Annotated in this window: 18 protein-coding genes; 13 read left to right on the top strand and 5 right to left on the bottom strand. The window is 66.2% G+C overall.

What is annotated here, in order from left to right:
- Positions 1 to 204: 204 nt before the first annotated feature.
- A complete protein-coding gene (locus tag AB4Y84_RS00425) occupies positions 205 to 2,259 on the bottom strand; it encodes a glycoside hydrolase family 97 protein (protein WP_442249653.1) in 2,055 nt (684 codons plus the stop codon).
- Between the two features lie 236 nt (positions 2,260 to 2,495).
- On the opposite strand from AB4Y84_RS00425, the gene AB4Y84_RS00420 reads away from it, so the two are divergent.
- The 6 genes from AB4Y84_RS00420 (at position 2,496) to AB4Y84_RS00395 (ending at position 9,311) form a co-directional block, all read left to right on the top strand.
- Positions 2,496 to 4,688 (top strand): alpha-L-rhamnosidase-related protein, encoded by a 2,193-nt coding sequence (locus AB4Y84_RS00420; protein WP_442249652.1) that lies wholly within the window; start codon positions 2,496 to 2,498, stop codon positions 4,686 to 4,688.
- Positions 4,685 to 6,172, top strand: a complete 1,488-nt coding sequence (locus tag AB4Y84_RS00415) for an MFS transporter (protein ID WP_394196211.1) — start codon at positions 4,685 to 4,687, stop codon at positions 6,170 to 6,172. Before AB4Y84_RS00420 ends, AB4Y84_RS00415 begins: the two co-directional genes overlap by 4 nt.
- Positions 6,172 to 7,887, top strand: coding sequence for an alpha-amylase family glycosyl hydrolase (locus AB4Y84_RS00410; RefSeq protein WP_442243865.1), 1,716 nt, complete (start codon positions 6,172 to 6,174; stop codon positions 7,885 to 7,887). The genes AB4Y84_RS00415 and AB4Y84_RS00410 overlap by 1 nt, the downstream gene beginning before the upstream one ends.
- 153 nt (positions 7,888 to 8,040) lie before the next feature.
- Positions 8,041 to 8,427 carry an SseB family protein gene (locus AB4Y84_RS00405; protein WP_442243864.1) on the top strand — a complete coding sequence of 129 codons (387 nt, stop codon included), beginning with the start codon at positions 8,041 to 8,043 and terminating at the stop codon, positions 8,425 to 8,427.
- A gap of 117 nt (positions 8,428 to 8,544) precedes the next feature.
- Positions 8,545 to 9,009, top strand: a complete 465-nt coding sequence (locus AB4Y84_RS00400) for a GNAT family N-acetyltransferase (protein WP_088101569.1) — start codon at positions 8,545 to 8,547, stop codon at positions 9,007 to 9,009.
- Positions 9,006 to 9,311: a hypothetical protein gene (locus tag AB4Y84_RS00395; RefSeq protein WP_033830565.1), complete on the top strand. Its 306-nt coding sequence runs from the start codon at positions 9,006 to 9,008 to the stop codon at positions 9,309 to 9,311. The genes AB4Y84_RS00400 and AB4Y84_RS00395 overlap by 4 nt, the downstream gene beginning before the upstream one ends.
- A gap of 151 nt (positions 9,312 to 9,462) precedes the next feature.
- On the opposite strand, the gene AB4Y84_RS00390 is transcribed toward AB4Y84_RS00395, so the two are convergent.
- From AB4Y84_RS00390 to AB4Y84_RS00380, 3 genes are all read right to left on the bottom strand, one after another.
- Complete coding sequence (locus AB4Y84_RS00390; RefSeq protein ID WP_442249651.1) at positions 9,463 to 13,041, bottom strand: ABC transporter permease/M1 family aminopeptidase; 3,579 nt, start codon at positions 13,039 to 13,041, stop codon at positions 9,463 to 9,465.
- Positions 13,042 to 13,053: 12 nt separating this feature from the next.
- Positions 13,054 to 13,953, bottom strand: coding sequence for an ABC transporter ATP-binding protein (locus AB4Y84_RS00385; RefSeq protein ID WP_059063355.1), 900 nt, complete (start codon positions 13,951 to 13,953; stop codon positions 13,054 to 13,056).
- A gap of 72 nt (positions 13,954 to 14,025) precedes the next feature.
- Complete coding sequence (locus AB4Y84_RS00380) at positions 14,026 to 14,490, bottom strand: GNAT family N-acetyltransferase (RefSeq protein WP_442243862.1); 465 nt, start codon at positions 14,488 to 14,490, stop codon at positions 14,026 to 14,028.
- A 335-nt stretch (positions 14,491 to 14,825) separates the two neighbouring features.
- Between AB4Y84_RS00380 and AB4Y84_RS00375 the strand changes: the two genes are divergently transcribed.
- Both AB4Y84_RS00375 and AB4Y84_RS00370 read left to right on the top strand, forming a co-directional pair.
- Positions 14,826 to 16,322 carry an ATPase domain-containing protein gene (locus AB4Y84_RS00375; protein ID WP_442243861.1) on the top strand — a complete coding sequence of 499 codons (1,497 nt, stop codon included), beginning with the start codon at positions 14,826 to 14,828 and terminating at the stop codon, positions 16,320 to 16,322.
- Complete coding sequence (locus AB4Y84_RS00370; RefSeq protein ID WP_442243860.1) at positions 16,312 to 18,366, top strand: ATP-binding protein; 2,055 nt, start codon at positions 16,312 to 16,314, stop codon at positions 18,364 to 18,366. The genes AB4Y84_RS00375 and AB4Y84_RS00370 overlap by 11 nt, the downstream gene beginning before the upstream one ends.
- A 94-nt stretch (positions 18,367 to 18,460) precedes the next feature.
- Here the strand turns inward: AB4Y84_RS00370 and AB4Y84_RS00365 are convergent, their stop codons facing one another.
- Entirely contained in the window at positions 18,461 to 19,492 is a 1,032-nt protein-coding gene (locus AB4Y84_RS00365; RefSeq protein ID WP_442243859.1) for a LacI family DNA-binding transcriptional regulator, read from the bottom strand.
- 224 nt (positions 19,493 to 19,716) lie between these two features.
- On the opposite strand from AB4Y84_RS00365, the gene AB4Y84_RS00360 reads away from it, so the two are divergent.
- From AB4Y84_RS00360 to AB4Y84_RS00340, 5 genes are all read left to right on the top strand, one after another.
- Entirely contained in the window at positions 19,717 to 20,361 is a 645-nt protein-coding gene (locus tag AB4Y84_RS00360; RefSeq protein ID WP_428703406.1) for a hypothetical protein, read from the top strand.
- Between the two features lie 231 nt (positions 20,362 to 20,592).
- Complete coding sequence (gene ssb, locus AB4Y84_RS00355) at positions 20,593 to 21,174, top strand: single-stranded DNA-binding protein (protein ID WP_442249650.1); 582 nt, start codon at positions 20,593 to 20,595, stop codon at positions 21,172 to 21,174.
- Between the two features lie 200 nt (positions 21,175 to 21,374).
- Positions 21,375 to 22,271, top strand: coding sequence for a TIM barrel protein (locus tag AB4Y84_RS00350; protein WP_442243857.1), 897 nt, complete (start codon positions 21,375 to 21,377; stop codon positions 22,269 to 22,271).
- A 26-nt stretch (positions 22,272 to 22,297) separates the two neighbouring features.
- Entirely contained in the window at positions 22,298 to 23,983 is a 1,686-nt protein-coding gene (locus AB4Y84_RS00345) for a GMC oxidoreductase (protein WP_442249649.1), read from the top strand.
- Entirely contained in the window at positions 23,983 to 24,558 is a 576-nt protein-coding gene (locus tag AB4Y84_RS00340; RefSeq protein ID WP_336025729.1) for a gluconate 2-dehydrogenase subunit 3 family protein, read from the top strand. The genes AB4Y84_RS00345 and AB4Y84_RS00340 overlap by 1 nt, the downstream gene beginning before the upstream one ends.
- Positions 24,559 to 24,724: the final 166 nt, after the last annotated feature.

The following is a 24,724-nucleotide window of genomic DNA, read 5'->3' as shown; positions in this document are numbered from 1 at the left end:
GTCGAGGACGTGCGACGCGGTGGCCGCTGTCGTCGCCGCTATGGTAGGCAGCGCGTTCTTCGTGGGAATCACCCTGCATACGTATTCAATGGCGTTTGCAGAGTTGTAATCGCTTCCAGATCATCATTCCGGTAGTGCCGGCCACTGGCCGGCAACCATCCACGTCGCAACGATGCCGGCCAGCGGCCGGCACTACCTGCGCATTCACAGCGGGGTGAAGCGGATGGCCTGTCCGCCGCCCGGCGCCAGCACCAGCGTGAGTGAATCGGTGCTGCTGACCACGCGGGTTTCGCGCTTGAAGGCAAAGGGATTGCTGCGGAAATCCGCGCCATCGCCATCGCGGTAGACCTCGGCCCGGTAGCGCACGCCCGGCTCCAGGAAACCCAGCGACACCGGCAGCACGCGGCCGTTCTCGTCGGTGATGCTGCCCAGGAACCAGTCGCGGCTGTTGCGGTCGCGGCGCACGATCGTCACGTAGTCGCCGACCTCGCCATCGAGCACGCGGCTCTGCTCCCAGTCCACCGCCACGTCCTCGATGAAGCGGAACGCTTCGCGGTGCTGCAGGTAGTGCTCGGGCAGGTCGGCAGCCATCTGGATCGGGCTGTACAGCACCACATACAGGGCCAGCTGGCGGGCCAGCGTGCTGGGAATGGCCTGGCCGTGGCGGCCCTTCAGGCTGAGGATGCCGGGCGTGTAATCCATCGGCCCGGCCAGCATGCGGGTGAACACCAGGTTGACCTCATGCTCGGGCGGGTTCGGTGGCTGGCCCCAGGCGTTGTATTCCATGCCACGTGCGCCCTCGCGGGAAATCCAGTTCGGGTAGGTGCGGCGCAGGCCGGTGTCCTTGATCGGCTCGTGCGGGTTCACCGACAGGTGCCGGCGGGCGGCTTCCTGCACCACCTTCAGGTGATGGCGGGCCATGAACTGCCCGTCGTGCCACTCGCGCCACAGCGGGCCGCCGGCCGGATTGCGGCGATCAACCTGGCCGTCGTCGCAGACGTAGCCGGTCTTGAACTGGTCCACGCCCAGCCGCGCATACAGATCCAGCGCAGCACCCAGCTGGTCTTCGTAGTGTTCGATCGCGCAGCCGGTTTCATGATGGCCGATCAGGTGCACGCCCTTCTTCAGCCCGTACGCCGACAATGATTYGATGTCGAAATCCGGCGTGGCGCGGGTGAAGTCGAAGTCGTAACCATTGCCGACCCAGTTGCCGTCCCAGCCAGGATTCCAGCCTTCCACCAGCACACCACGGAAGCCGTGCGCGGCGGCGAAATCGATCACCTTCCGTGTCTTTGCGGTGGTGGCCGCATGCTTTGGTCCGGTGGCCCAGCTCTCTTCATCCAGGTGCATCGACCACCACACGCCCAGATACTTGGCCGGCTTCACCCAGCTCACATCGCCCAGCGCATTGGGCTCGTTGAGGTTGAGGATCAGGTCGGACTCGACCAGGCCGCCGGCACGGTCGGCGATCTGCAGGGTGCGCCACGGCGTGGCGAAGGGCAGGGCGCGGCGCACCTTCCAGCCTTCGGCCGAGGGCGAAAGCTGGGCGCGCAGGCGCTGGCCCTCGGTGCGGCGCAGCCACATGCCCGCGTAGTCGACCAGTGCCGCCTCATGGATGGCCACGTGCAGGCCGTCGTGGCTGCGCAGGGTCATCGGCGTGTGCACCAGCGGCACTTCGCGCAGCGGCGTGCGCTGGTACAGGTATTCGTAATGGATCGGCTCGCCCGCAGGTATCCACCATGCGGTGGACTCCGGCGCGATGGCGAACTCGGTCAGCTCGTCATCGATGATCGCTTCGCGCAGGTTCGGTTGCTCGGGGAACACGTAGCGGAAGCCCAGGCCGTCGTCGTAGACGCGGAACACCAGGTCCAGCCGGCGCTTGCTGCCGGTGGTTTCGGCCAGGTGCACGGTCAGTTCGTTGAAGTGGTTGCGGGTGAGCCGGCGCTCGCCCCAGGGCTGTTCCCAGCTGTCGTCGACACTGCGGCGTTCCTGCGCCAGCAGGCTGAAGTCGCGGTCGAGGCGACCATCGCGCAGTTCAAAACCCAGCTTCGAATCGGCCACCACGGTCTGGCCGAGGCGCTCGACGCGGTAGCGCGCGGTACCGCCGTCCAGCACCAGGCTGACCTTCAGCACCTTGTCCGGTGATTCGACGCTGGCGATCTGCGGTGCCGCCGCCTGTGCGAGCGCGGCCCATCCCAGCAGGGCCAGGCCGAAAGCGTGCGCGAACACTGCGCGTACCGTTGTGGGTGACGTCGGCATTTCCCCTCCCAAGGCGCCGTTGACAGACCCGGACCATAAGCCAGCCCGGCAGGCCTGCCGGTACTGCACGCCATGAATACGTATGCAGCTGGACGCAGTCGACAGCCCCGCGTCTACCATGGGGCCAGGGCACCTTGAGGGAGGTGCCGCGCCCGCACGCCGGCAACGGCAGTGCGGACCCACAACGGTGCAGAGAGGGAGGGAGGTCGACGGGCGCAAGCCGGTCTGYCGCTTCGATGCTGAAGATCATTTGCCTGACCGCTGCCCTGGGGGCAGCGCTGGGGACGACCGCGCACGCGGCCGACCTGACATTCGACGGCCGCCAGGCGCGCGCCGAATCCGCTGCCAAGGGCAGTTTCATCCTGCATGCGCCGAAGGGTGAGGTGCGCATCGCCGCCGCGCCCATGCGCAGCCAGACCGGCAGCGTGATGTTCGACGCGCTGTTCGCGCTGGCCCAGCAGGAAATGGACCAGGACCGGGTGGATGCCATCCGCGATCCGGCCTTCGACGAAGGCCGTCCGGTACCGTGCGAGTGCTTCCAGACCGGCGCGCGCTGGCCGTATGTGTGGACGCGTGACGTCAGCTTTGCAGCCGATCTGGCGCTGGCGAAGCTGGACCCGAACCGCACCCGTCAGTCGCTGCAGTTCAAGTTGTCGGCTGCGCGCGACGGGCACACGCCCGGCCTGTTCGTGGCCCAGGACACCGGCTCCGGTGGCAGCTGGCCGATCAGCAGCGACCRCGTGGTGTGGTTCCTCGCCGCACGCCACCTGCTGGATGATCCTGCGTTTGCCGAGCAGGTCTGGCAGGCCCTGCAGGGCACATTGGCGCAGGACCGGGCGATGGTCTTCGACGCGCAGATGGGCCTGTATCGCGGCGAGACCTCGTTCCTTGACTGGCGCGAGCAGACCTATCCGGACTGGACGCGCGAGGACGTGCGCTTCATCGGCGATTCCTACGCGCTGTCCACCAACGTGCTGCATTACCAGGCGCTGCGCCTGGCGCAGCAGATGGCCGCGCAGCTGGGCGACGAGCGCAGCGAGCAGTACAGGGCCTGGGCCGACGCACTGGCGGTGCAGATCGACGCGCGCTTCTGGCGCGAAGACATGGGCCAGTACATGAGCTACATCGGCGAAGCGGCGCACCCGGTGCCCTACGCCAAGATCGATCTGCTCGGCCTGTCGCTGGGCATCCTCGCCGACGTGCTGCCTGCTGAACGTGCGCGTCGGGCGCTGGCGGGCTATCCGATGGGCGCTGCCGGCAGCCCGGTGGTGTGGCCGCAGGAAGCGCAGCAACCGATCTACCACAATCGTGCGATCTGGCCGTTCGTCAGCGCGTACTCGCTGCGCGCGGCGCGCAAGGTGGACGATGCGCCGCGCATTGCTGCCGAGATCCGCTCGCTGATGCAAGGGGCGGCGCTGGCCGGTTCCAACATGGAGAACTATGAGCTGGTGAGCCAATCCGTGCACGTGGACGAAGGCGCGTTGAGCGGGCCGGTGGTCAACTCCGAGCGCCAGCTGTGGTCGGTGGCCGGCTATCTGTCGATGGTCACCGAAGGCGTGTTCGGCGTGCAGGACGACGGCCGCGTGCAGCCCAAGCTGCCGGCCGAGCTGGTGCCGGAGCTGTTCGGAAAGCAGAAGCGGATCAGTCTGGAGGCGGGCGGCAAGCGCTATGTGCTGGAGCGCCCGAAGCAGGTGGGCGCTGGCTTGTTGATCGCGGGAAAAACGCGTACGCGCGGCACCACGACCACCGTGCAGCTGGTCGCCGCGCCGGCAGCTGTGAGCCCCGATGTGCCGCGTGCCGATGCCAATGCACGGGCACCGGCCACGCCGCTGGCACCGCAGGCAAAGCGCAGTGGCAAGGGCTGGTCGGTCGCGGTGGCTGCCGGCCAGGTCCTCTGGCAGGACGGTGTCGCGGCCACGACCAGCAAGGGCCAGGTGCGCGTCGGCGATGATGGCCTGCAGCACTGCCTGAGCCTGACCCGGCGCGAAGGTGCGCTGGAATCTCTGCACAGCCCGATGGTCTGCGTCGGCCCGCAACAGGTGCTGCGGGGCAGCCGGCAATGGCAGTTCAATGAAACCAGGGCGGGCCACGTGCGCCTGCGCCTGCAGTACATCAACCCGAATGGCCCGATCAACACCGGCGTGACCGCGGCGGTGAAGCAGCTGGCCGTGCAGTGCAAGGGCCAGCCTCCGCAGCGGCACACGGTAACGCTGCCGCACAGCGTGGCGGCGCAGGACTCGACCGCGGCAATCTTCGCTGTACCCAAAGGCCGCTRCACGGTGACGCTGGAAGAGGGCTTCAACATGAGCGCGCTGCAGCACTTCGCGCACTACACCGGCGGCAAGGGCGGTCGTGATGGCGTGCTGAACCAGGCCCAGGTGCAGGCGCTGAAGATTGCGCCGGTGGCCGCAGCAGAGGACGCACGATGAGCCGTCCTGCAAAACCGCAGTTGTCGTTCTGGCAGATCTGGAACATGTGCTTTGGCTTCCTTGGCATCCAGTTCGGCTTTGCCCTGCAGAACGCCAACGCCAGCCGCATCTTCGAAACGCTGGGTGCGGACATGGACGCGGTGCCCGGACTGTGGATCGCCGCACCGCTGACCGGCCTGCTGGTACAACCGGTCATCGGCTATCTGTCCGACCGCACGTGGACACGCTGGGGGCGTCGCCGCCCGTTCTTCATGATCGGCGCGGTGCTGACCACGCTGGCCCTGCTGGTGATGCCGAACTCGCCGACGCTGTGGATCGCGGCCGGCACGCTGTGGGTGCTGGACGCCTCGATCAACGTGTCGATGGAGCCGTTCCGCGCCTTCGTTGGCGACCAGCTGGCACCGCGGCAGCGCCCGGCCGGTTATGCGATGCAGAGCTTCTTCATCGGCGTCGGCGCGATCGTTGCCAGCTTCCTCCCCTTCATCCTGGCCCACTTCGGTGTTGCCAACACGGCAGCGGCGGGCGAGGTGCCCGATACCGTGCGCTATGCGTTCTACTTCGGCGCGGTGGTGCTGCTGGCGGCGATCACCTGGACGGTGGTCAGCACCCGTGAGTATTCACCCGACGAGCTGGCCAGCTTCGATGATGCCGAACCACCGGCGCGTCACGCTGGGGCCGCGGTCACCGGGCCCGCGCCGTGGACGCAGGTTGCGCTGTGGCTCGGTCTCGGCGTGCTGCTGGCGGCACTGATCGCGTGGCGCCACGGCGACAAGATGCTGTACGTGCTGGCCGGCCTGTGCGTGGGTTACGGCGCACTGCTGGCGGCGGCGCGGGTACTACCGGGCACGCACATGCTGGCCGCCATCGTCGGCGACCTGCGCGCGATGCCGATCACCATGCGCCGGCTGGCCTGGGTGCAGTTCTTTTCCTGGTTCGCCCTGTTCGCGATGTGGATCTTCACCACGCGCGCAGTGGCCGGCATGCATTTCGGCTCCACCGATGTCGAATCGGCGGCCTACAACGAAGGTGCCAACTGGGTGGGCGTGCTGTTCGGTGCCTACAACGGTTTCGCCGCACTGGCCGCGCTCCTGATCCCGCCGATGGTGCGGGCGATCGGCCTGCGCTGGAGCCACCTGGTCAACCTGTGGCTGGGTGGGGCCGGGCTGATCTCGATGATGTTCATCGACGATCCGCAGTGGCTGCTGCTGTCGATGGTCGGCGTGGGTTTTGCCTGGGCCTCGATCCTTTCATTGCCCTATGCGCTGCTGTCGGACAGCGTGCCGGCGGCGAAGATGGGCGTGTACATGGGCATCTTCAATTTCTTCATCGTGATCCCGCAGCTGGTCGCGGCCAGCGCGCTCGGTTTCGCCCTGCGCGCATGGCTGGGAGGCCARCCGATGCATGTACTGGTGCTGGGTGGCTGCAGTCTGTTGATTGCGGGTCTGTGCGTGTTGCGGGTTCCGTCCCGTCCGGAGGTGGTGTGATGCGTGGTGTCTTGTCTGTTGCTGTATCCCTTGTGCTGTTCGCTGGCCACGCTGCGGCTGCGCCACGCCCTGCCTATGTCGGCACCACCGAACCGTTCGCCGGCGACGCGGTGTACTTCGTAGTCACCGACCGCTTCGTCAACGGCGATCCGTCCAACGATCACCGCGACCAGGGCGGCAAGCACCGCACGTTCGATATCCCGGTGCCGTGCCCGGACAAGGTGGACGGCAACATCGGCTATCTCGGTGGCGATTTCCGCGGCGTGCTCGACAATGCCGACTACATCCGCAACCTCGGCTTCGGCGCGGTGTGGATCACGCCCATCGTCGACAACCCGGATGAAGCCTTCACCGGCAGCAAGCCGATCAGCTGCACCAGTACCCTGACCGACCGTGGCAAGACCGGCTACCACGGCTACTGGGGCATCAACTTCTACAAACTTGACGAACACCTGCCAAGCGAGGAGCTGGACTTTGCAGGGTTGACCAAGGGCCTGCACGACGCTGGCCTGAAGGTGGTGCTGGACATCGTCGGCAACCACGGGTCGCCGGCATGGACCATGCCCAAGCGGCAGCCGCAGTTCGGCCAGATCTTCGGCAAGGACGGCACGCTGATCGCCGACCACCAGAACCTGCCGCCGCAGAAGCTGGACCCGAAGCACAATCCGCTGCACGCGTTCTACAACAACATCGGTCCGGTCGACAGCAAGGACGGCTCTATCTTCGACGGCAACCTGGCCGAGCTGAGCGACTTCAACCAGGACAACCCGGCGGTGATGGACTATCTGGTGGGAGCCTACCTGCAGTGGACCGCGCAGGGCGTGGACGCGCTGCGCATCGATACCATCGGCTGGCTGCCGCATCCGTGGTGGCACGAGTTCGTCAACCGCATCCGCGCGCAGCATCCGGGCATGTTCATGTTCGGCGAAGCGTTCGACTACAACGCCGCCAGCATCGCCGAACACACCTGGCCGGCCAACGCCAATGTCAGCGTGCTCGACTTCCCGCTGCGCGGCGCGCTGGAGCAGGCCTTCGGCAGCGCTGGCAAGGGCTTTGAAACGCTGGCTGAGCCGCTGCACCTGACCGGTGGCCCGTACGCCAACCCGTACGAGCTGATGAGCTTCTACGACAACCACGACATGCCGCGCCTGCAGGCCAGCGACAGCGGCTTCATCGACGCGCACAACTGGCTGTTCACCGCGCGTGGCATTCCGGTGGTCTATTACGGCTCGGAAACCGGCTTCATGCGCGGCCGTGCGGAGCACGCCGGCAACCGTGCCTACTTCGGCCAGCCGCGGGTGGATGCAGCCCCGCAGAGCCCGATCTTCGCCCCGCTGCAGCGCATCGCCAAGCTGCGCGAGAGTACGCCTGCGTTGCAGCGCGGCCTGCAGGTGAACGAACGTCTGCAGGGCGATGAAGCGGTGTTCTTCCGCGTGCTGCAGCACGGCGACGTGGCGCAGACCGCGCTGGTGCTGCTGAACAAGGCCGATGCCGCGAAGACCTTCAGCGTGGACCGCTACCTGCAGTCCGGCCTCTGGCGCGACGCGCTGGACGGCGGCCAGGTGACGGTGAAGGGCAGCCTGAAGGCGGAGGTGCCGGCGCACGGGGTGAAGGTGTTTGTGCTGGATGCGGACGTGCAGCAGCCGGCCCTGCAGGCCGAACTGGACAAGGCCGTGGCTGACCAGCAGGCGCGCGATCGGCGACTGAAGCGCTGACCGCCCACGGGGCCTCGCAAACGGTGATGCTGGCCGCTGGCCGGCAACCTCCGTGTCGTTGGAGCCAATGCAGTTGCCGGCCAGCGGCCGGCACTACCCGGTGAGGCGGCATCCGGCACAATAGGCATCCCCTGATGCCGCGCCTGTACTGCCATGACCGACCTTGCCCCGCAGACCCCGATCGAAACCCTGCTCAAGGCCGCGATGGATGGAACGGTGCCGATCCGCGCGTTCATGGAGGCCTTCGTCGCTTCCCAGGTGGTGCTGTTGACCGGCAGCCTGGTCACGCCCGATGGGAGTGGCTTCGATCCGCTGCTGTTCGACAAGCAGGGCACCCTGCACGTGGCCGTGTTCACCGATCCGGCGCGGGTGGGCATCTACAGCCAGCAGGCCGAGCATCAGGTCCGCTGGCTGATGCTGGATGTGCTGCGTCGCGTGCCGGGCGGTTACGGCGTGGTAATCAACCCGGGTACTATGCTGGGCTTCGAGATCTCGCCCAGCGGCGTCGGCGAGATCCTGAAGGACTTCGCGCAGGGCTGAGGTGCAGATCGCCGCGGAGCCGATCCCATGCACGGCTTGGTTGATTGCAACAATTTGCAGTGACTGCAGACGTGAAGCATGCTTTCCTGAAGGACGATCAGGACAGCGAGGTTACCCATGGAGTTCAGGATGCTGGCGCCAGCGGCGCCGGAGTGCGAGCAGCTGGCGCAGTGGTATCACGCGCAGTGGGGAAAGGATGCAGGCTTCACTCTGGAAGATGAGCGTCTGCGGCTGCGCAAGCCCAAGGACGCGCAGGGATTCCCGCATCTGCTGGCGGCAATCGACGATGGGCAGGTGGTCGGCGCCGCGCAGCTCAAGCGCGGTGAGATGCCCGGTTTTCCCGAGTATGAGCACTGGCTGGGAAGTGTGTATGTGGCCGACAGCCAACGCGGACGAGGGTTGGCCAGCACGCTTGTCGAACGCGCAGTGAAGCACGCCCGGTCGATGGGCATATCGCAGCTCTACCTGCAGACCGAGTCGCTGGACGGTGGTCTGTATGCGCGATTGGGGTGGAAGCCCGTCGTCGAGTCCAACACGCGTGGCTTCCCGGTGCTGGTGATGGTCCGCGGGTTGAGCGCATGAGCACCGCCTCGGCCCGCCATTCCCGTCTTGCCCTGGTCTTCCTGATCGGCGCCATCGTCGCAGCCCTCATCGCCGCGCCATTGCTGAGCGCGGTCGGCATCGTGCAGTGGCCGGTGTTCGTCATCGCCTGGCTGATCAATCTTGGCGCTGCCTGGCATCTGGGCGTTTGGGCAGGGCTGCAGGGCCGTTCGGAGTTTGCCTTCATGTTGCTGGCTGCACTCGGCACCGTAGCGTCGATCGTGATCTACGTGCTGCTGGCGGTGCTGGGGCCGAAGGCCGGTTCGCAGGGCCCCGCAGCGTAGCCCAGGGCGTCAACCGGGCAGTACGGCATCCACGCCGCGCATGGATGCATTCCAGTAGATCCACGCCATGCGTGGATGCATCCCCGTAGATCCGCGCCATGCGTGGATGCCGTAGGAGGTCGGTGCCGGCCCGAAGGCCGGCACCGCCACATCACATCGTCACCTTGCGCCGGTTGTCTTCGCTCACCCGGTCGATCAGCTTGTTGTACGGATCGAAACCGGCCTCGTCCGGCTTGGCATCCACCGTCACCGTGATCGTCGGCGCTGCCGTGGTGATGTGATGGCGCTGCAGGTACACCACCTTCTGGTCGCGTTCCTTGCCCGAGGGACCGTTGGCGAACACGCCGATCTCGACCCAGTCGTCCAGCGCGGCCGGCGTTTCCTTGCCCTGGCCATCGGCATGGACCTTGGCGGCGTGCAGCTTCAGGGTGACGTCGTAGCGGCCATCGGCACGCTTGCGCGCGCTGGCGGTCTCCAGCCGGTTGTCGTACAGCGTGATCTTCTCGAACAGGTCGGTCAGCAGCTGCTGTCGGTCGGCCGGGGTCTCCGCACGCAGGTAGTCCAGCAGCTCCCGCGAGGTGGTGTACGGCGGCTGCTGGTAGCCCTTGTCCTGCAGGAAGCGCTGCAGGGCGCGGTTCAGCGCCTGTTCGCCGATTTCCTCACGGAGGCGGTAGAACACCAGCGAACCCTTGCGATAGTGGATGTACTGCTGGTTCTCCACCCGTTCCAGCGGCAGTTCCTCGATGCGCTCGCCGCCCCGGCCGGCCAGGTAGCGGTCCAGTTCGGTCTTCAGGAACTGGCGCATGTGCGCGCGGCCGTACTCCTTTTCCATCACCATCAGCGCCGAGTACTGCGACAGCGATTCGGACAATACCGTGGCGCCCTGCACGTTGGCACCGATCACCTGGTGGGCCCACCACTGGTGTGCAATCTCGTGCGCGGTGACGTAGAACACGTAGTCCACCTTGTCCGGGTCACGCAGGTCGGCGATGAAGCCGATCGACTCGGAGTAGGGGATGGTATTGGCGAAGGACTGGGCAAAGCTCTGGTAGCCCGGGAACTCGATGATGCGCACCTGGCGGTGCTGGTAGGGCGTGAAGTTCGCCTCGTAGTAGGCCAGCGACTTCTGCACCGCTTCGATCATGCGGTCCACGTTGTAGGCATGGGCCGGGTCGAAGTACACCTCGATCGGAATGTCCTTGTACATGCCCTTCTTCACCTGCCAGCGCGCCGACAGATAGGCGTAGAAGTTGAGCATGGGCCGGTCCATCGCATAGCTGAAGCAGCGGCGGCCGTTCACGGTGGTCTCGTGCTGCAGGTAGCCCGGGGCCAGCGCGACCTGGTCCGGTGCCGTGCAGATGGTGGTACGGAAGTCCAGCCAGTCGGCATCGTCGGAGATGTAGGTGTTGGCACGTGCTGCTTCATCCTCCAGCTTCGGCATGCGGGTCGGCTCACCCAGCCCGCGCTTGCGCCGTTCGTTGCGGTCCTCCAGCTCGCCGCGCGGGTCGTAGCCGAAAGACGGCAGCAGGGTGCTGTTGAAGAACGTGCCGTTGTCCACGATGTTGCTGGGTGCCTGGCCGGCGGTGATGCCCTTGGGTCGTTGTTCGACGCGGAAATGCACCTGCCGCTGCTCGCCGGGCAGCAACGGCTTGGCCAGGCGGTAGATGCGGTAACCCAGGTCGACATCATGGAAGGCCAGGGTCTGCCCGCCCAGGTCGACCTTGACCAGATTGCGGTCATCGCCCATCGCGATGTGGATGTCACTGATCGGGGCAGCGTGGGTGTTGCGCACCGTCCAGTCGGCATCGATGACCATAGACTGGGTTTCCGGATGGAGGTCCACGCGGTTGTCGACGGCGATGATGCGCGGTTGCGGCAGGTTCCTGTACTTCGACAGCTCGCGCTCGTAGCGCACCTGCAGGTCGCGCTGCTGGTCGGGAGACAGGAATTCATTGCGGATGTTGGTGCTCCAGTACAACCATCCGCCGAGCGCGACAAAGCCGAGCAGGGATACGGCAAAGCCCGCGCCGGTCGGACCGCGCAGGCGACGTGCCGCCAGCTTCAGCCGGTCGCGCGCATTGGCGCCGACGCCGCGCACCCAGAACGCGGATGCAAGGAACAGCAGCGCGGCCAGCAGCAGGCCCCAATAGGCCTGGAAGACCAGCTGCCCAGGCAGGAAGTGGCCGTAGCCGTTCATGTCCGAGTACGGGGCGTTGGGCCAGTTGCCGAAGTTGTACAGGTTCTGGGTGAAGTCCAGCAGGCCCAGCGCGACCTGCGCGATCATCACCACGATCAACAGTGCGTAGCCGAAGAACTTGTTGTTGGTCAGGACCTGCAGGACCAGCGCCATGCCGCCCATCAGCACATAGAACACCGAACCGAGGGCCAGCACCTTCAGGTACAGCAGCGGCTCCAGGTGGGTATAGCCCTGCACCAGCTGCATGGCCATCGACACCACCGCACCGATGGCCTGGAAGCAGGCGACGATCACCACCAGGGTGGTCAGCCGGGCCAGCAGCGGTACCCAGTTGGGTACGGGCATGGCGTCGTTGACTTCGTTCAAGCGGACCGCGCGCTCCTTCCAGACCAGTTCGCCGGAATAGAACAGCACGATGATCACCAGCAGCCAGCTGTAGGCGCCCTGCAGGGCCGACAGCATTTCGGTGGTGACCGGCCAGATCGGCGTGCCATAGACCGCGCTCTGGTGAAGGGCGGCGGGGATGAAGTTGGCCAGGCCCAGCACCAGCAGCACGATGAACGGCACCCCGCGCAGGACGCCGAGGGTGTCAAAGCGCACCTGGCGCACGAACTGGTGCCAGCCGGTTGCCGCGCTGAAGCGGGGGCGCACGCGCGGTGCGGTGATCGCCGCCGGCCGCGGCGCATCGGCGCTGACCACAGCCTGGCGACGGCCCCAACGCCTGCGCCCACTGCCGGTACGCTCGGTGCGGAACAGAGCGAAGGTGGCGGTGAACAAGACGGCGGCCACCCCCAGCCACAGGGCACGGTTGGCCAGCAGGTAGCCCGCCACCTCGGGCAGGCGGGTGTTGCTCTGCTCGGCGGCCCAGTAGCGGACCGTGCGACCGAGCGCGCGCATGCCCAGTGGCTCGGTCAACGTGGCGATCCAGACGTTGTCGATATCGCTCAGCAGCGACGCACTCACGCCATACAGCACGAAGTAGCCGACCAGGCCGATGTAGACCCACAGGATCGAGCGCGTCAGCGCCGCCAGCAGCGACAACAGGGCGGTGGTGAACAACACGTTGGGCAGCACGATCCAGGTGAAGGTCCAAGCGTAGCTGGCCAGCGAAACCGGGCCGACACGCGCCTTGTCCACCCAGGGCATGAACGGCCCCAGGAAGATGCCCAGCGCGATGATCAGGTAGACCACCAGGCTGGCACAGATGGCTGCCAGGATGCGTCCGGCCAGGTAATCGCGGCGCTTGATCGGGCTTGCGAAGATCAGCTCCGAGGTGCCCAGCTCGAAGTCGCGCAGCAACGCATTGCTGACGAACATGGTGGACACCAGCATGCCCATCATGGTGAAGATGCCCATGAAACGCGCGATGACGATCGGCGCATTGCTGTGCACGTTGTTGACGCCGCCGCCGATCTGTACGGCTTCGGAGGAGGCGGCGGCGAAGGCCAGCGCGGCGAACAGGAACGCCAGCAGCCACAGCAGCGGCGAACGCAGCTGCTCGCGCAGCTCGAAGCGGAAGAAGGTGAGGATCATGGTGTGCTCCGCTCAGGCTGCACGGGCACGCGCCTGCAGGCGCAGGCGCTGGAAGTACACATCCTCGAGATCGGGGGCCACTGCAGTGAAGCCATCACCGGGGTCGCTGGCGCTGTGCACGTGGATCACCGGGCGGCCGCCGACCAGGCGCGAGGACAGCACCGTGTAGCGCGCCTCGTGGTCGGCCAGTTCGGAAGGCTCCACCTGCTTGCGCCAGACCTGTTGCTGCAATGCCTCGATGGCATCGGTGGGGCGACCGGTCAGCAGCACCTGGCCCTTGTTCATGATCGCCATGGTCGGGCACAGGTCGGTCACGTCCTCGACGATGTGGGTGGACAGGATCACCGCCACGTTCTCGCCGATGGCCGCCAGCAGGTTGAGGAAGCGGTTGCGCTCTTCCGGATCAAGACCGGCGGTGGGTTCGTCGACGATCACCAGGCGCGGGTCGCCCAACAGCGCCTGGGCGATGCCGAAGCGCTGGCGCATGCCGCCGGAGTAGGTGCCCAGCTTGCGCTTGCGTGCATCCCACAGGTTCACCTGCTGCAGCAGGCCATCGACCACCTCGCGGCGCTGACCGCGCTGGGTCAAGCCCTTCAGTACGGCAAAGTGCTCCAGCAGGTCCAGCGCGCTGACTTTCGGGTACACCCCGAAATCCTGCGGAAGGTAGCCCAGGCGGCGGCGCACGGCGTCCTTGTCGCGCAGCACGTCGATCGGCGATTCACCCGGAATGCTCAGGGTGGCACTGCCGCTGTCGGCCTCCTGCAGAGTGGCCAGCGTGCGCATCAGCGAGGATTTCCCCGCGCCGTTGGGCCCGAGCAGGCCGAACATGCCGCGGGGAATATCCAGGGTGACCCCGTTCAACGCGTGTACGCCGTTGGCGTACGTCTTGGACAGCGAATCGATCTTCAGCATGCGACGTACACCTTTCCGTGTGTTGATCTGCTGTTTATCGCGCTGAACGGGGGCGGCGTCATGCCCCTTTGGTCATGGTGCCGTTGGCGGGCGGCCCAGCTGCCAGCACAGCAGTGCACCGTCCTCGGCATCCATGCCCTGGCCGGCCACGTAGAAACCATTCCGGCGCAGCACTGCCTGCGAGGGCCGGTTGGCCACGGCGGTTTCCGCCTTCAGCATGCGTACGCGCGGGTCGGTCCACGCCCATTGCACGAACGCGGCCAGTGCGGCGCTGGCAAGCCCGCGTCCCTGGTGGGCCGGGGCGACGCCATAGCCGAGGGTGAGTACGCCGGCGCGCGGCGCGCAGGTCAGGGACAGCAGGCCAACCGTGTGGCCGGCCTCGACGATCCGCCATGCGGCTGGAGCAAAGCGGGGCTCGATGGAGGCGGTGAGGTCGGCCAGCATGGCGATCACATCGGGCGGGGCGACTGCTTCGTCAGCGGGATCGGTGCAGGACAGCAGAGCGCGCACGTCGTGCGCGGACGCGGGAATGAGCATGGGAACCTCGACAGGGAGCTGCCCGGAAGGGCATTGCCGGTACGAGGGCAGGAGCGTGGGCCTCAGCCCAGGTGCAACGCGCCGTCCGCCGCCGTCACCGGTGCGGTGTGGGAAATGCTGGCGGAGGACAAAGGCCTTCTCCCGGAAGGGTGGAATGGTGCGGCGTGGTACCAATCTAGCGCATCGCACGCGCGTCGGCGCTGGCGTGTGCGCCCAGGGCCGGAACCCGCGCCAACGCCGTGAAGGCATTCTGAATGCGGATCTGGACTTGCGCTGGATCACACAATGCGTCGACAGGGGCGCCGATAGGCTTTGCCCCTCAAACGTCGACGTCGATGCAGGCACGCATGCGGATCACAACCGGAATTGAAGGACTGGACAGCATCATTGGTGGCGGGCTGCCGCAGGCGCGGCTGTACCTGCTTGAGGGGCCGCCGGGCTCCGGCAAGACCACGCTGTCCCTGCAGTTCCTGCTGGAAGGCCTGCGGCGCGGCGAGCGCTGCCTCTACATCACCCTGTCCGAGACGGCCGAGGAGCTGCGCGAAGTCGCGTTGGCGCACGGCTGGTCGCTGGACGGTCTGCACCTGTTCGAGCTGGGTTCGGCCGAAGGGGCAATGGGCAATGGCCGCCTGCAGTCGGTGCTGCATTCGTGGGAAATGGAGCTGGACGAGACGGTCAACCTGATCATGTCCAAGGTGGACAGCATCGGGCCGACCCGGGTGGTGTTCGATTCATTGTCGGAACTGCGCCTGCTGGCGCAGGATTCGCTGCGCTATCGTCGCCAGATCCTCGCACTAAAGCAGTTCTTCGCGCCCAAGAGTGCGACGGTTTTCCTGGTGGACGACCTGACGTCCACCGGCGATGAGCGCGACGGCCAGCTGCACAGCCTGTGCCATGGCGTGGTCTCGCTGGAACGCCTGACCCTGGACTTCGGCCCTGCGCGGCGCCGGATGCAGGTGCAGAAGCTGCGGGGCGTCGATTTCGTTGCCGGCTACCACGACATGGTGATCCGTCGCGGCGGCGTGCAGATCTTCCCCCGCCTGATCGCCTCGGAACATCACGGACGGTTCGTCGGAACGCCCATCAGCAGCGGCGTGGCCGAGATCGACCGGCTGCTGGGCGGCGGTCCGCTGCGCGGTACCTCCACCCTGTTGACCGGCCCGGCCGGCAGCGGCAAGACCAACGTGGCGCTGCAGTATGTGTGGGCCGCCTGCGAGCGCGGCGAGCGCAGCTGCATCTTCGAGTTCGACGAGCGCGTGGGCACGCTGCTGGCACGCGCTTCGGCACTGGATATCGATCTGGACAAGCATCTGCGCTCCGGCATGCTGGAGATCCTGCAGATCGACCCGGCCGAAGTGTCGCCCGGGGAGTTCTCCTGGAACCTGCGCAAGTCCGTGGAGGAGCGCAACTGCCGTGTGCTGGTGATCGACAGCCTCAACGGCTACGTGACCGCCATGCCGCAGGAAAAACAGCTGATGCTGCAGTTGCACGAGATGCTGTCCTACCTCAACCAGAAGGGCGTGGCGACCTTCATGATCAACCCGCAGCACGGGCTGGTCGGCACCATGTCCACCGGCAGCCTCAATGTGTCCTACATCGCTGATGCGGTGGTGCTGTTCCGCTTCTTCGAAGCGAAGGGACGCATCCGCAAGGCGATCTCGGTGATCAAGAACCGCGGCGGTGCGCATGAAGACACCATCCGCGAACTGAGGATCGACGGGCGCGGCATCACGGTCAGTGCCGCATTGGCCGATTTCCAGGGCATCCTCACCGGCACGCCGGAGTTCGTCGGCGACAGCGCAGCGCTGCTGGGCCAGTCCGATGTCCGATAGCGATGAGGGCGGCACCGTTGTCCGTATCGTCGCTCCCTTCGGCCGTGATGCCGACAGCATCGCTGCGGTGCTGGCCGGCGCAGGGTTGAGGACGGGCATCGCGCCAAGCCTGGAAGTGCTGGCTGAGCAACTTGATGACTGCACCGGGCTGGTGGTGGTCACCCAGGAAGCGGTGGCACGCGGCAGCGAGATACTGCTGCAGGCGTTGCAGCAGCAGCCCACCTGGTCCGACATCCCGTTCATCCTGCTGCGGTCGGCGCGCTCCTATCGGCGTTCCACCCGCGAGCCGCTGCTGCCCGGCTCGATCAACGTGGTGGAAATGGACCGGCCACTGGGAAGCGTGTCGCTGCTCAGTGCGGTACAGGGCGCGCTGCGCGCGCGCGGCAAGCAGTTCGTGGTGCGCGACCAGGTCGCCGCCTTGGCCGACGGCCGCGCGGCATTGGCACGCAGTGAGTCCGAGCTGCGATTGATCGCCGATGCGATGCCGGTGCTGATCGCATTCGTGGACCGCGCGCTGTGCTTCCGCTTCGCCAACAAGGCCTACGAAAGCTGGTTCGAACTGGCCACCGGAGAGGTCATCGGCAGGCACGTGCGCGAGGTCATCGGCGAGACCGTGTGGCAGCAGCGTCGCCCGGCGATGGAAGCGGCGTTGGCCGGTCGCGAGGCGATGTTCGAGATCGTCTGGCCACATCGCGTGTACGGGCGCCGGGACTGCGAAGTGCGTTACTCGCCGCGCCGCAATGGCGAGGGGCGCATCGACGGCTTCCACGTATTCGTTACCGATATCACCGCGGCCAAGCTGGCCCTTGCCAGCAGCCAGCAGCACGCGCACGCGCTGGAGGCGATGGTGGCCGAGCGCACCCGTGAACTGGAAGCGCAGATGGCGGCGCGCGAGGCCAGCGACGCTGCATTGCGGCAGTCACAGAAGATGGAGGCGATCGGCCAGTTGACCGGCGGCATCGCCCACGATTTCAACAACATGCTGACCGGCATCCTGTCTGCGCTGGATATTGTCCGGCTGCGCCTGGATATGGGCCGGGTCGACGACCTCGAACGTTTCCTGGACACCGCCACCGCCTCGGCCCAGCGTGCGGCGGCACTGACCCAGCGCCTGCTGGCGTTCTCCCGGCGGCAGTCGCTGGATGCGCGTCCGGTGGAGCTCAACACGCTGCTGGTTTCGGTGCAGCACCTGCTGCACAGCACCCTGGGCGAGGCGGTGCGCATCCGCGCCGAACCCTCGCCGCTGCCCTTGCACGCCACGCTGGATGCCAACCAATTCGAGAGCGCGCTGCTGAACCTGGCCATCAACGCGCGTGATGCGATGCCGGACGGCGGCGATCTGACTCTGCGTGCCTCGTCGGTAAGCGTAAGGGAAGGCCAGTACACGGCCGTGCCTGCCGGTGACTACGCATTGGTGGAGGTGGCCGACACCGGTGCCGGCATGGCGCCGGAAGTGGTCGAGCGCGCCTTCGAGCCCTTCTTCACCACCAAGCCCATCGGCAAGGGAACGGGGCTGGGCATGTCGATGGTGTACGGCTTCATGCAGCAGTCCGGTGGCCACATCGCCATCCAGTCCAATGTCGGCGAAGGGACGACGGTGCTGCTGTTCATTCCGTTGTCGGAGGCCGTTGTGGAGGACGCGCCTGCACCCTCGCAGCCGATCCGCCGCGGCGCCGGCCAGTCCATCCTGGTGGTGGAGGATGACGAGCAGGTACGGATGCTGGTGACGGTGGTGCTGGAAGACCTGGGCTACCACGCCCAGGTGGTGGGTGATGCCGATGCGGCGATTCCCATCCTCACTTCGGCGCAGAGCATCGATCTGCTGGTCACCGATGTCGGGCTGCCGGGGCTCAACGGGCGCCAGCTGGCGGAGATCGCGCGGCAATCGCGACCGGCGCTGCCGATCCTGTTCATGACCGGCTATGCGGAAAAGGCACAGGAGCGCGCGGCCTTCCTGGACGAAGGCATGGCGATGATCGCCAAGCCCTTCCTGCTGGATGAATTCAGCATGGCGGTACGCACGGCCATGCCGGGCGGCGCGTAGCRATGCAGGTCCTGTAGAGCCGGGCCATGCCCGGCTGTCGTCGGCCTTGCGTCCCACGCATGCATGCCGGGCWTGGCCTGGCTCCACCGAAGGGCTACGTGCGCAGCGACGACTCGCGCACCACCAGCTTCACCGGAATGCTCTGGCCTTCCACCGGCTGCCGGCCGATCAGCGCCAGCAGCTTCTCCACCAGCAGCTGGCCGGCCTGCTTGGTGTCCTGCTGCACGGTGGTCAGCGGCGGCGACACCGAGGCTGCCAGCGGGATGTCATCGAAGCCGGTCACCGCCACGTCCTGCGGCACCCGCAGGCCCTGTTCGCGCAGCGCGCGCACCGCGCCGATGGCGATCAGGTCGCTGGCCGCGCAGACCGCATCGATGGAACGGTCCTGGGCCAGYAGTGACAGGCACGCCTCATGCCCGGACGCCTCGGTGGTGATCGCATCGTGCTGCAGCGCCGGGTCGGCGGTCAGGCCATGCGCACGCAGCGCTTCGACGTGGCCGCGATAGCGCTCCTCGAATTCCGGGTAATGGCTGGAGGCATGGCCGAGGAAGGCGATGCGGCGGCAGCCCTGTTCGAGCAGGTGGGCAGTGATGTCATACCCGCCCTGGAAATTGTCGCTGCCGATCGACACCCCCGGCTGACCGGGCAGGGCCGCGCCCCAGCGCACGAAGTGCGTGCCCTGTTCGACCAGCCGCTGCAGGCGGTCGCGCGACTCGTGGTAATCGCCGTAGCCGAGCAGGATGATGCCATCGGCCTTGTTGCTGTCTTCGTAATCGGCCTGCCAGTCGGTGGACAGCTGCTGGAAGGACACCAGCAGGTCCTGCCCGTGCAGCGCGCAGGCACGGGTGATCGACCCCAGCATCGAGTGGAAGAAGGGGTTGATCAGCGAGTCGTCGTTGGTCGGGTCCTCGAAGAACAGCAGGGCCAGGGTGCCGGCATTGCGCAGGCGCAGGCTGGAGGCGTTCTTGTCGACCTTGTAGTTCAGCTCGCGGGCGATACGCAGGATGCGCTCGCGGGTCTCAGCATTGACCATCGGGCTGCCGCGCAGGGCCCGCGACACCGTGGGCTGGGAGACCCCGGCCAGGTGGGCGATGTCCAGGGAGGTGGCTTTGCCTTTGATGGTCATGGGGGCCGGAAGGGGGATGGTCGGGGAATGATGCCATGCGGCTTGGCAGGGCGGCGCCGGACCAGCAGGCTTGGCGTGTGCCACCCGCACTGAACCGCTTTTTGCGATGGACAGGCGGCGCGGGCTGGCGATAGAGTCGCTCTACAAGGGCCGACAGGACGGGGTAGTGGCATGCGACGGATCCGGGATCGATCTCTGCAGGAGGACCGGACCATCGCAGAAGCATGCGTTTCGTCACGGCAGATGCCGGATCGTCCAGGGGACAGCAAGGGGCCGTTGAGGCCCGCCGGCAGGCCGCGATGAAGTGGCATCGTCACCTGCGAATTTCCCACTGCGTTTCATTGCTGATTCCCATGCTCACCGTCGCAGCGGCGCTGGTCTCCGGGCCCCTGAGCGCCCATCCGGCGTTGACGGTAAGTGCCGCCGACCTTGAAGGACGCATCCTGTTGTTGCTGTCTGGCCAAGGGGGCAAGGGATGGAAGGGCATTCCGCCGCAGACGGTGGCGCAGGCAATCGGGGTCGAACTGGTCCGGGAAGGTGATTCGGCCTCCGCAGTAAAAGGCAGAGGAAAAACCAGGGAAGGGTGGTCCTTCTGGGTGGACTCGGACTTTCGCCATGGGGGGCATCAGACAAGCTTTGACACCTATGTCAGCGATCCTGCCAAGGTGTGTACGTTTCCTGTCGAGCCTTTTGCACGCAAGCTGACCTCGATCGGGCTGGCGGGCGTGCCCGTTCGGGGCATGCAGCCCGAGACCTGGTACCTCGAAGGAAGAAACGTCACCCTGGCGGTCAGGACATACACCAGCACTGTGAACGGTGAGCGGCAGCAGTGTGTGGAAACGATCAGCATCGGCCCCCGGGAGTTCTGAACACGGCGGCGAAAGGCCTCCCCCGTCGCACCGGCTGGCGTGCCCGCCAGTCCCCGATCGCGGCCGGATCCGACGCGGATCCAGCGATTTCCCGACGGGGTGGGGCTGGCAGGAATGGTAAGATGACCCGTTCCGATATCCCCCATTCTCAACCGTGGGCGGTTCAGCGTATCGGCACCCCGCTGGGTGTGCTATCACTGGAGCAGCCCCGGACAACGGAAGAACCCATCTATGGCGCGCGGCATCAACAAAGTCATCCTGGTCGGCAACCTCGGCAACGACCCGGACGTGAAGTACACCCAGGGCGGTATGGCGATCACCCGTATCAGCCTGGCCACCACCAGTGTCCGCAAGGACAAGGATGGCAACCAGCAGGAGCGTACCGAGTGGCACCGCGTGGTGTTCTTCGGCAAGCTCGGCGAAATTGCTGGTGAGTACCTGCGCAAGGGCAGCTCGGTTTACGTCGAAGGCAGCCTGCGTTACGACAAGTACACCGGCCAGGACGGCGTGGAGAAGTACTCCACCGACATCATCGCCGACGAAATGCAGATGCTGGGCGGCCGCGGTGAAGGCGGCGGTGGCGGTGGCGGTGGCAACTTCAGCGGCGGCGAGCGTCCGCAGCGCCAGCAGGCCCMACRCCAGGAGTATGGCGGCGGTGGCGGTGGCGGTGGCAACCAGCGTGGCGGCCAGGGCGGTGGTTACAACCAGGGCGGCAACCAGGGCGGCGGCTACGGCCAGCAGCGTCCGCAGCAGCCGCCGCAGCAGTCGGCGCCGCCGATGGATGATTTCGCTGACGACGATATTCCGTTCTGATCGAACGCTCGTTCGCAGCAGAAAAGAAAGCCCCGCTCATGCGGGGCTTTCTTTTTCCGCGATTCCTGCGGAGTTGTGCCTCGCACCATTGATTTTCGTGCACCGCGACTTGCAAACAGCCAATTTCCTCCTCTATGGTGCAATCGATTGCATTGCCGTGAATCGTTGCGTTTGATACCGGTTGGGAGGCCGGCAGGTGGATGTCCATCCATTCGATCAGACCGGCCCCAGGCCTCACGCGGCGCGACGCGCTGCGCATGGCGGCCGCCGCGAGCCTTGGCCTTGGCTTGGGCGCTGCGGGCGTTCTGCCTGCGTTTGCCGCCACTGCGCCGCTCAAGGGCAACCTGAAGCACTCCGTGGCCCGCTGGACCTTTCCGCAGCTGTCGGTCGCCCAGCTCTGCGCGACGGTGAAGGACATCGGTTTTGCCGCGATCGACCTGGTCGGCCCGGAAGACTGGCCCACCCTGAAGGCCCATGGCGTATACAGCTCGATGTGCAACGGCGCCGAGCTGGGCCTTACCAAGGGCTTTGCCGGCCGTGAGTTCCACGATCAGCTGGTGGAGCGCTACACGCGGCATATCGACCTGGTGGCCGATGCCGGTTACCGCAACCTCATCTGCTTTTCCGGCAACCGCAACGGCATGGACCCGCAGGAGGGCATGGCCAATGCCGAGGCCGGCCTCAAGCGCATCCTCGGGCAGGCCGAGAAACGTGGCGTGGTGCTGGTGATGGAGCTGCTGAACTCCAGGGTCGATCATCGCGACTATCTGTGCGACCACTCCGCCTGGGGCGTGGAACTGTGCCAGCGGCTCGGCTCGGACAACTTCGGCCTGCTGTACGACATCTATCACATGCAGATCATGGAGGGCGACATCATCGCCACCATCGGCAGGCATCACGCCTGTTTCAAGCATTACCACACCGCGGGCGTGCCGGGCCGGCACGAGATCGGGGACCAGCAGGAACTCAATTACCCCGCCATCTGTCGCGCGATCCGCGACACCGGTTTCGATGGGTATCTGGCGCAGGAATTCATGCCTGCGGCACCGGATCCCGTCGGTTCGCTGCGCGAGGCCATCCGCCTCTGCGACGTCTGAAACGATATCCACCAGGTGAGAGATCCATGGCAGACAATCATTACGACGCCATTGTTGTTGGCTCGGGAATCAGTGGCGGTTGGGCGGCGAAGGAACTGACCGAGAAGGGCCTCAAGGTCCTGATGCTGGAACGCGGACGCAACATCGAGCACGTCAAGGACTACGTCAACGCGATGAAGGAGCCGTGGGATTTCCCGCATCGCAACCGGCCTACACAGGCGATGAAGGCGGCCTTCCCGGTGCTGATGCGCGACTACGCGCTGGCCGAGAACCTGCAGGGCATGTGGGCCGACGAACAGGAATCGCCGTACATCGAGACCAAACGGTTCGACTGGTTCCGCGGCTACCATGTCGGCGGGCGTTCGCTGATGTGGGGCCGACAGAGCTATCGCCTCTCCGACCTGGATTTTGAGGCGAACCTCAAGGACGGCATCGCCACCGACTGGCCCATCCGCTACGCCGACATCGCGCCGTGGTACGACCATGTGGAGAAATTCGCCGGCATCGCCGGTACGCGCGAAGGGCTGGACGTGCTGCCGGACGGCGAGTTCCTGCCGCCGATCCCGTTGAACATCGTCGAGAAGGACGTGGCCGCGCGGATCCGGAAGGCCTTCGGCGGAACCCGGCACATGATCCACTCGCGCACGGCGAACATCACCAAGCCGATGCCCGAGCAGGGCCGCGTCAACTGCCAGTACCGCAACAAGTGCATCCTCGGCTGTCCCTTTGGTGCCTATTTCTCGACCCAGGCGGCGACACTGCCGGCGGCGATGAAGACCGGCAACCTGACCTTGCGGCCGTTCTCCATCGTCAAGGAAGTGCTCTACGACAAGGACCGCAAGCGGGCGCGGGGCGTGGAGATCATCGACGCAGAGACCGGCCAGACCTACCAGTACACGGCCAAGGTCATCTTCCTCAACGCCTCCTCCTTCAACTCGACCTGGCTGCTGATGAACTCGGCCACCGATGTGTGGGAGGGTGGGCTGGGCTCTTCGTCCGGTGAGCTGGGACACAACGTGATGGACCATCATTTCGGCGCGGGTGCCTCCGGCCGCGTCGAAGGCTTTGAGGACAAGTACTACTTCGGTCGTCGTCCCTGCGGCTTCTACATTCCCCGCTTCCGCAACGTGGCCGCTGACAGGCGCGGCTACCTGCGCGGCTTCGGCTACCAGGGCGGTGCCAGCCGCACGGGGTGGTCGCGCGAGATCGCCGAGCTGAACATCGGTGCCGACCTGAAGGAGGCGCTGACCGTGCCCGGTGACTGGCGCATCGGCATGACCGGCTTCGGCGAAATGCTGCCGCACCACGACAACACGATCCGCCTGGACCGGGACCGCAAGGACAAGTGGGGACTGCCGGTGCTGGCGATGGACRTAGCCATGCGCGCCAACGAACTGGCCATGCGCAAGGACATGGCCGCCGATGCCGCCGAGATGCTGGAGGCCGCCGGCGTCAAGGACGTGGAGATGCACGACAACGACTACGCCCCGGGCAAGGGCATCCATGAGATGGGGACCGCGCGCATGGGCCGTGACCGCAGGACGTCGGTGCTGAACCAGCACAACCAGGTCTGGGATGCGCCCAACGTCTATGTGACCGACGGTGCCTGCATGACCTCCAGCGCGTGCGTGAATCCTTCGTTGACCTACATGGCACTGACCGCGCGGGCTGCTGACCATGCCGTGCGCGAACTGAAAGCGGGGAACCTGTGATGGACCGCCGCGAACTGCTGAAAATGATCGTCGCCGCCACCGGTGCGGCGATGATCGGCCTGCCCGCGCTCGGTCAGGCACAGGCTCCCGCCGCATGGGCGAAGACGCGCTTCTCCGACGCCGATGTCGGCACGCTGGACGAGATCGCCGAGACCATCCTGCCGCGGACGAAAACGCCGGGGGCGAAAGACACAGGCGCCGGTGCGTTCATGGCGACGTTCGTCAGCGACTGCTACACCGCCCGGCAGCAGGCGACGTTCCGTGCTGGCCTGGCCGATATCGACAAACGCGCCGGCGGCCGCTTCGTTTCACTTGCGCCGCAGGCCCGCACTGAACTGCTGCGCGCGCTGGATGCAGAGGCCAGGAAGCACGCGGTCGAGGTGACCGAAACCGGCACCGCCGAGGCAGGAGAACCGATGCCGCATTACTTCACGATGTTCAAGCAGCTCACCATCTTCGGTTTCTTTACCTCCAAGGTTGGCGCGACCGAAGTGCTGCGTTACGTCGCCGTGCCGGGCCGCTACGACGGCGACCTGGCCTATGTTCCCGGCACGCCCGCCTGGGGGACCAGCTGATGGATCACGCCATGAAGATCACGCCGCTATTGATCGCCGCCGGCATGCTGGCCGCTGCATCGGCGTTCGCGCAGGCCGCGGCCGATCCCGCGCGCGATCCAGCGAAGACCGAGGTATGGACGCCCGTGCCTGCAACCGTCGCCACACCGCCGGGCAAGGCGCCGTC

It is taken from the genome of Stenotrophomonas sp. 2YAF22, assembly GCF_052114665.1.
In the GTDB taxonomy this organism is placed as follows: domain Bacteria; phylum Pseudomonadota; class Gammaproteobacteria; order Xanthomonadales; family Xanthomonadaceae; genus Stenotrophomonas; species Stenotrophomonas indicatrix.
The sequence above is the reverse complement of the archived record's forward strand: the minus strand, read 5'-3'. Positions and strand labels throughout refer to the sequence as shown.

Bases quoted from the DNA above. Each gene is read 5' to 3' on its own strand.
- AB4Y84_RS00410 (WP_442243865.1), top strand. From the start codon at position 6,172: ATGCGTGGTGTCTTGTCTGTTGCTGTATCCCTTGTGCTGTTCGCTGGC.
- AB4Y84_RS00405 (WP_442243864.1), top strand. From the start codon at position 8,041: ATGACCGACCTTGCCCCGCAGACCCCGATCGAAACCCTGCTCAAGGCC.
- AB4Y84_RS00400 (WP_088101569.1), top strand. From the start codon at position 8,545: ATGGAGTTCAGGATGCTGGCGCCAGCGGCGCCGGAGTGCGAGCAGCTG.
- AB4Y84_RS00395 (WP_033830565.1), top strand. From the start codon at position 9,006: ATGAGCACCGCCTCGGCCCGCCATTCCCGTCTTGCCCTGGTCTTCCTG.
- AB4Y84_RS00390 (WP_442249651.1), bottom strand. From the start codon at position 13,041: ATGATCCTCACCTTCTTCCGCTTCGAGCTGCGCGAGCAGCTGCGTTCG.
- AB4Y84_RS00385 (WP_059063355.1), bottom strand. From the start codon at position 13,953: ATGCTGAAGATCGATTCGCTGTCCAAGACGTACGCCAACGGCGTACAC.
- AB4Y84_RS00380 (WP_442243862.1), bottom strand. From the start codon at position 14,490: ATGCTCATTCCCGCGTCCGCGCACGACGTGCGCGCTCTGCTGTCCTGC.
- AB4Y84_RS00375 (WP_442243861.1), top strand. From the start codon at position 14,826: ATGCAGGCACGCATGCGGATCACAACCGGAATTGAAGGACTGGACAGC.
- AB4Y84_RS00370 (WP_442243860.1), top strand. From the start codon at position 16,312: ATGTCCGATAGCGATGAGGGCGGCACCGTTGTCCGTATCGTCGCTCCC.
- AB4Y84_RS00360 (WP_428703406.1), top strand. From the start codon at position 19,717: ATGCGTTTCGTCACGGCAGATGCCGGATCGTCCAGGGGACAGCAAGGG.
- AB4Y84_RS00350 (WP_442243857.1), top strand. From the start codon at position 21,375: ATGTCCATCCATTCGATCAGACCGGCCCCAGGCCTCACGCGGCGCGAC.
- AB4Y84_RS00340 (WP_336025729.1), top strand. From the start codon at position 23,983: ATGGACCGCCGCGAACTGCTGAAAATGATCGTCGCCGCCACCGGTGCG.